Genomic DNA, 5626 nt, shown 5'->3' on the forward strand with positions numbered 1-5626 from the left:
GAGTTGTCCGTCTTCGACCGCAAATGCCTGCTGCTGGCCACCGCGATCGCCATGAAGCCACGCATGCTCTTGCTCGACGAGCCGGCATCGAGCCTGACCAAGCCCGAGATCGAGACGTCTATCGGCCTGATCCGCCGCACCGCCGAACGCGGCATCACCATCCTTCTGATCGAGCACGTGCTGACCTTCCTGATGAGCCTTTCGCAACATCTGCTGGTGCTCAACAATGGCCGCGTCCTGGCCGCTGGCGACCCGGCCGGCGTGATCGCCGACCCGCGCGTCATCGAAGCCTATCTCGGCACCAGGAGATCGGCGGCGTGAACCCCATTCTCAGCGTCGAAGGCGTCACCGCCGGCTATGGCCGCGTCACCGTGCTGCACGATATCTCGCTGGAGGCCGGCCGTTTCGGCAATGTCGGCCTGTTCGGCCCCAACGGCCATGGCAAGACGACGCTGCTGCGCGCAGTCTCCGGGCTGCTGCAGCCGAAGAGCGGCCGCATTCTGTTCGACGGGCAAGACATTGCCGGCCGCAGCGCACGCGCCATCGTCGGCGCCGGTCTGATCCATGTGCCGCAAGGCAACCGGCTGTTTCCCGATCTCTCGATCGCCGACTGCATGGCGCTCGGCGCCTATTCGCCAAGGGCCCGGCCGCATGAGGCGGAGAACCGTGAGAAGGTGATCAAGCTGTTTCCGAAACTGGCGGAACGCTGGCGCCAGCGCGTGCGCACATTGTCGGGCGGCGAGCGCCAGATGGTGTCGATCGGCACCGCGCTGATGAGCCATCCGCGCCTGCTGATCCTGGACGAGCCGACGCTGGGGCTGGCGCCCAAGATCAAGGACGAACTCTGCGCCTCCGTCATGGACATTTCGCGCGGCGGCGTGCCGCTGATCGTCGTCGAGCAGGATATCGAATTCCTGCTGGAGCTGACGCAGCAACTCTACCTCGTCAACCATGGCGCGGTGGCGACCGAGATCAAGCCGGGCGAAAGCCTCGACCACGGCGAGATCATGTCGATGTATTTTGGCCATTAGGAAAATCCGAAGATGAGCGCATTGGCGGAAATCCTGTTCGGCGGCCTGTTCCAGGGCTCGCTCTACGCCATGATGGCGGTCGGGCTGGCTCTGGTCTGGACGACGATCGGCGTGTTCAATTTCAGCCATGGCGTGTTCATGATGCTGGGCGCCTACATCGCCTGGCAGCTGGTCGAACTCGGCCTGCCGGCGGCGGTCGCCTTTCCGATCGCCGTCGTCGTCATGGCCGGCGTCGGCTGGATCCTGCAGGCGAGCGTCGTGCGGCCGCTGATCGGCCGACCCAACATCGTGCTGGTCGTCGTCATCACCACGCTGGCGGCCGGGTCGCTGATCGAGAACGGCGCGCTGACCATCTGGGGACCGCGCTCGAAACAGATCCCGGCGCTGATCGCCGGCAACGCCACCATCGGGGGCGTCGGCGTCTCCCTGCACCAGATCGCCATCATCGTGATCACGCCGCTGATCCTGGCCGCACTTTGGGTGTTCCTCAACCGCACGCGGCTGGGGCTGGCGCTCCGCGCCGTGGCGCAAAATGAAGATGCCAGCCACCTTGTCGGGCTGAACGTCACCGCGCTCTATGGGCTGGCCTTCGCCATTGCCGCTTCGCTGGCCGGGCTCGCCGGCATCTTCATGGGCGGCTACCGTTTCATGTCGCCGGTGATGGGCAGCGACCCGCTGCTCAAGGCGCTGATCGTCGTCGTTTTCGGCGGCATATCGAGCGTATCGGGTCCGATCTTCGCCGCCTATCTGATCGGCTTCTTCGAGGCAGCCTGCAGCTATTATTTCGGCTTGTACTGGACGCCGGCACTGCTGTTCGGCGTGCTCATCCTGACCCTGATGGTGCGCCCCGAGGGCATCTTTGCCAGCCGCTCCCGAGGCCTAGCATGACCGACACGACATCGCTGATCGCGCCTGGCCACGCCGAGGCGGCAACCCCGATCGCTCCAGGCCGCACGCCGTGGAAGCAGGAGGCCATCGGCTTCGTGCTCGGCTTCGCCCTGCTGGCGCTGCTGCCGCTGATCTTCGGTGACACCTATGCCCGCCACATCCTGATCATGGCCTTCATCTATGCGATCGTCGCCTCGAACTGGGACCTCAGCCTCGGTTATGGCGGCGTCTTCAATTTCGGCCATCTGGCGCTGTTCGGCATCGGCGTCTATGCCTACAGCCTGCTGACCAAGCTGGCCGAATTCGACCCGTGGATCGCGCTGTTTGCCAGCGGTGTCATCGCAACCCTGGCGGCGATCCTGGTGACCATCCCGATCCTGCGGCTGAAGGGCATCTACATCATCCTGGTCACTTTCGGCTTCGCGCAGCTGGTGATGCAGGTGATCATCAGCCAGTCGGCCATCACCGGCGGCACGCAAGGGCTGGTGCGCATTCCCGGACTCTATATCTTCGACCATAACATGGTCCGCGACGGCAAATCAGCCTATTTCTACATCGCGCTGGCACTGCTGGTGGCAAGTACGCTGTTCCTGCGCGTGTTTGTGCGCTCACGCGCCGGGGCCAGTATCGTCGCCTTGCGCGACAATGAGGAATACGCCATCAGCCGCGGCGTCTCGATCGTGCGCCAGCGCATGCTGACGCTTGCCGCGAGCGCCTTCTTCACCGGCATCGCCGGCGCCTTTTACGCCGCCTACCAGCGCAATGCCTCGATCGACGTCTTCGGCATGAGCCTGGCGACCATCATCCTGTCGATGGTGCTGCTTGGCGGCACCAGCACCATCTACGGCGCCATCGTCGCCTCCTTCGTGCTGACGATCTTCGCCGAATGGATGGCCGATTTCGGCGCGTGGCGGCCGATGATCACGGCGATGCTGATCATCGGCGTGATGCTGGCCTACCCGAGCGGCCTGGTCGGCATGATCAAGGCTTCATGGGGCGCCGTCGCCGGACGCCTGAAACGCCCGGGCTGATCGTTTCGGAATAGCGGCTGCGCCTCAGCGGATGCCGCACCAGTCGATGGCCGAAGCGGCGATCACCTTGGCGGTCTCGACCACCGATTCGACCTCGACATATTCGTCGGAACCGTGAAACCCGTCGCCTGAGGGGCCGAAGATGACACCGTCGACGCCGGCGCCGGCATAGTGCGCGGCATCGCACACGGCGACGAAGCCGCGAGCCTGCGGCGCCTTGCCGACCATGGCCTTGCGCTTCATCAGCGATGTCACCAGCGGATGATCGACCGGCGTGTTCATCGGCGGGAAATACAGCCCGCCGAGCTCCCATTGGATCGCAGGCGGGTTGTCGCGCAGCCACGCATCGGTCTGGGCGAAATGGTGGACGAACGTCTCGAAATCGCGGCGGTAGTCGGCCGAGTTCTCATCGGGCAGGAATTTCATGTCGAGATCGAGCACCGCGACGTCGGGAATGATGGCCGGGTTGGTCATGACGGTCGGCAGGCCATGCTGGCCAAGGCCGGTTCCGCCATGCATGACGCCGATGTTGATGGTGTTCATACCGAGCGGCAGCAATGGATGCGATTTCGCCCGCGTCCGGTCCAGCTCATACTGGCGCACGGCGGCGATGAAACGGGCGGCGATCTCGATGGCGTTGACGCCCGGCTCGAGCCGCTCCTTGTCGTGGCGCTGCGGATAGATCTCGTTGTAGCGCAGCGCCGAATGGGCGTTGCGCCCGCGGATCGTCACCCGCGCCCATTCAAGCCCGCCTTCGACCGGCAGGACATCACCCCAGGTCGGTTCGGCGACCAGCACCGCCTTGGCGAGCTTGCCCTTCTTCACCGCGTCCATGGCGCCGAAGCCGCCGGCTTCCTCGTCGACGACCGAGTGGATGGCGAGCCGGCCCTGCAGCGTGATGCCCGCCTTGCGGATCGCGCGCGCGGCGGCGATGCAGGCGGCGACGCCGCCCTTCATGTCGACGGCGCCACGGCCATAGAGGCGGCCATTGGTGATCTCGCCGCCGAACGGATCGACCGACCAATCCTTCATCGCGCCGACCGGCACGACGTCGATATGGCCGCACAGGATCAGGCTGCGATCCTCGTCTCCCGCCCATTCGCCGACCAGATTGGGCCGACCGGGCAAGACATCCCATTGCTCGGTCCTGAACCCGTCCTGCTTGAGGATCGGTTCGAGCAGCGCCTGGACATCCGCCTCGCGGTTGATCGCCGGATTGGGCTCGAATTTGGGGTTGACCGAAGGGATGCGGACCATGTCGCGGGTCAGCCCGATCAACCAGTCGCGATCGGTCTCGATCTCAGCCTGCACGGCATCGATGATGGTCTGGTTGTCGGGCATCGTCGCTTCCTTCTCTGCGTCGCGGCGCTTTGCATCGCTGCACTGGGCGCAACGACACTATTTCCTTGTGGTTTTGGATTTGGCGGCGTCGTCGGCCGATGACGACAGGGCGGTATCGAGCGTGACCGCATTGGCACTGCGGATCTTCTCGATGTCCTCGATGCGCTTGCGCACCCCGGCGCCGTGGCCTTCCAGCGCGTGGGCGAACACGGTTTCCATCTGGGCAACGGCCGTTGCCAGCGTGTCGAACGGCGAGTTGGCGTCGATCGCCGCGACCATGGTCAGGTCCGCTATGTCAGATATCGGCGACAGCCAGACATCGGTGAACAGCAGGATGGAGACGCCGCGCTCCTTGGCCTGCTGGGCAAAGCTCACCACGTCCGACTGATAGCGCCGGTAGTCGAACACGACGAGGAGGTCGCGCTTGCCAAGGTCGATCAACAGGTCGAAATCGGCGGGGCTCAACGAACCGATGTCGCGCACGCCGGAGCGGAACTGCAGGAGGTAGCCGGCCAGCATGGAGGCGATATGCCGGCTGAACCGGCCGCCCAGCAGCACGACCTGCCCCTTGCTCTCCAGCAGCAGGTTGACGGCGCGCGTGTAGGCCTGCACCGGCACTGCCGTGCGCGTGCGCTCCAGGCTGTCGGAAACCGAATGGAAATAGGCAAGTGCGGTGCCTTCGCTGGAGCCGCCCGGGCGCTTGGCCTCCATCATCAAAAGCGGCGAATGCAGCCTGGATTCAACTTCGGTGAGCAGGCGTGCCTGGAAATCGGCAAAGCCGACATAGCCAAGCTTGCTCATCAGCCGCGTCACGCTCGGGTCACTGACGCCAGCGCGCCGTGCCAGCCGGGTCGCGGTGCCCAGCCCCGACATCGGATAATCAGCGAGCAGGACCTGGACGATCTTCTCTTCCGCGGAGGTGAACGCCACGGTCGTATTGGCCAGTTCTTCGCGGATCGACATTGTCATCGCCCATCGCCGACGGAAAGACGATTATCTTACAATTTCACACATGTTTGTCAAATTTGGAACTTCTCTTACAGAGCCATCGAGAGTTCGGCATGACTTGCTATCCCATGGCAGCCAAGCCAGTCGTGCAACACATCCACGTCGGCTCGAACGAGGGCTGGCGTCTATTTGAAGCTGGCGATGGGCAGGAACTTGACCGCGGAACCGGTGAAGCGCCGGTGATCGGAGGTCCGTCCTCGCGGCTGGAATCCATCGAGATAGATGTGCTCCGGCGCTGTGCGGATGAGATTGGCGGCAATGACGGGCGCCGCAGGGCTAGCTCCGCCGGCGATGCCACGACCTGTCTCAATCGGCCGGGACAACGCT

Annotated in this window: 5 protein-coding genes and 2 pseudogenes; 4 read left to right on the forward strand and 3 right to left on the reverse strand. The window is 64.4% G+C overall.

All coding sequences use genetic code 11. The annotated features are described in order from the left end of the window. The 4 genes and pseudogenes from EN893_RS16200 to EN893_RS16215 all read left to right on the forward strand — a co-directional run. Nucleotides 1-321, forward strand: a pseudogene (locus EN893_RS16200) (ABC transporter ATP-binding protein); the annotation flags it as partial. Further along, a complete protein-coding gene (locus EN893_RS16205; protein WP_127269236.1) occupies nucleotides 318-1031 on the forward strand; it encodes an ABC transporter ATP-binding protein in 714 nt (237 codons plus the stop codon). The pseudogene EN893_RS16200 and the gene EN893_RS16205, both read left to right, overlap by 4 nt. A gap of 12 nt (nucleotides 1032-1043) precedes the next feature. Continuing rightward, nucleotides 1044-1919: a branched-chain amino acid ABC transporter permease gene (locus tag EN893_RS16210; RefSeq protein ID WP_127269237.1), complete on the forward strand. Its 876-nt coding sequence runs from the start codon at nucleotides 1044-1046 to the stop codon at nucleotides 1917-1919. Beyond that, nucleotides 1916-2950, forward strand: coding sequence for a branched-chain amino acid ABC transporter permease (locus EN893_RS16215; RefSeq protein WP_127269238.1), 1035 nt, complete (start codon nucleotides 1916-1918; stop codon nucleotides 2948-2950). The genes EN893_RS16210 and EN893_RS16215 overlap by 4 nt, the downstream gene beginning before the upstream one ends. A gap of 24 nt (nucleotides 2951-2974) precedes the next feature. Here the strand turns inward: EN893_RS16215 and EN893_RS16220 are convergent, their stop codons facing one another. The 3 genes and pseudogenes from EN893_RS16220 to EN893_RS38675 all read right to left on the reverse strand — a co-directional run. Further along, complete coding sequence (locus tag EN893_RS16220) at nucleotides 2975-4291, reverse strand: ArgE/DapE family deacylase (protein WP_127272178.1); 1317 nt, start codon at nucleotides 4289-4291, stop codon at nucleotides 2975-2977. A 57-nt stretch (nucleotides 4292-4348) separates the two neighbouring features. Further along, nucleotides 4349-5254: a MurR/RpiR family transcriptional regulator gene (locus EN893_RS16225; RefSeq protein WP_127268681.1), complete on the reverse strand. Its 906-nt coding sequence runs from the start codon at nucleotides 5252-5254 to the stop codon at nucleotides 4349-4351. A 170-nt stretch (nucleotides 5255-5424) separates the two neighbouring features. Beyond that, nucleotides 5425-5626, reverse strand: a pseudogene (locus EN893_RS38675) (peptidase M15); the annotation flags it as partial.

The organism is Mesorhizobium sp. M7A.F.Ca.CA.004.04.2.1 (assembly GCF_004022825.1).
GTDB lineage: Bacteria > Pseudomonadota > Alphaproteobacteria > Rhizobiales > Rhizobiaceae > Mesorhizobium.

Excerpts from the sequence above, each read along its gene's own strand:
- EN893_RS16225 (WP_127268681.1), bottom strand. The coding sequence starts at position 5,254 with ATGTCGATCCGCGAAGAACTGGCCAATACGACCGTGGCGTTCACCTCC.
- EN893_RS16220 (WP_127272178.1), bottom strand. The coding sequence starts at position 4,291 with ATGCCCGACAACCAGACCATCATCGATGCCGTGCAGGCTGAGATCGAG.
- EN893_RS16210 (WP_127269237.1), top strand. The coding sequence starts at position 1,044 with ATGAGCGCATTGGCGGAAATCCTGTTCGGCGGCCTGTTCCAGGGCTCG.
- EN893_RS16215 (WP_127269238.1), top strand. The coding sequence starts at position 1,916 with ATGACCGACACGACATCGCTGATCGCGCCTGGCCACGCCGAGGCGGCA.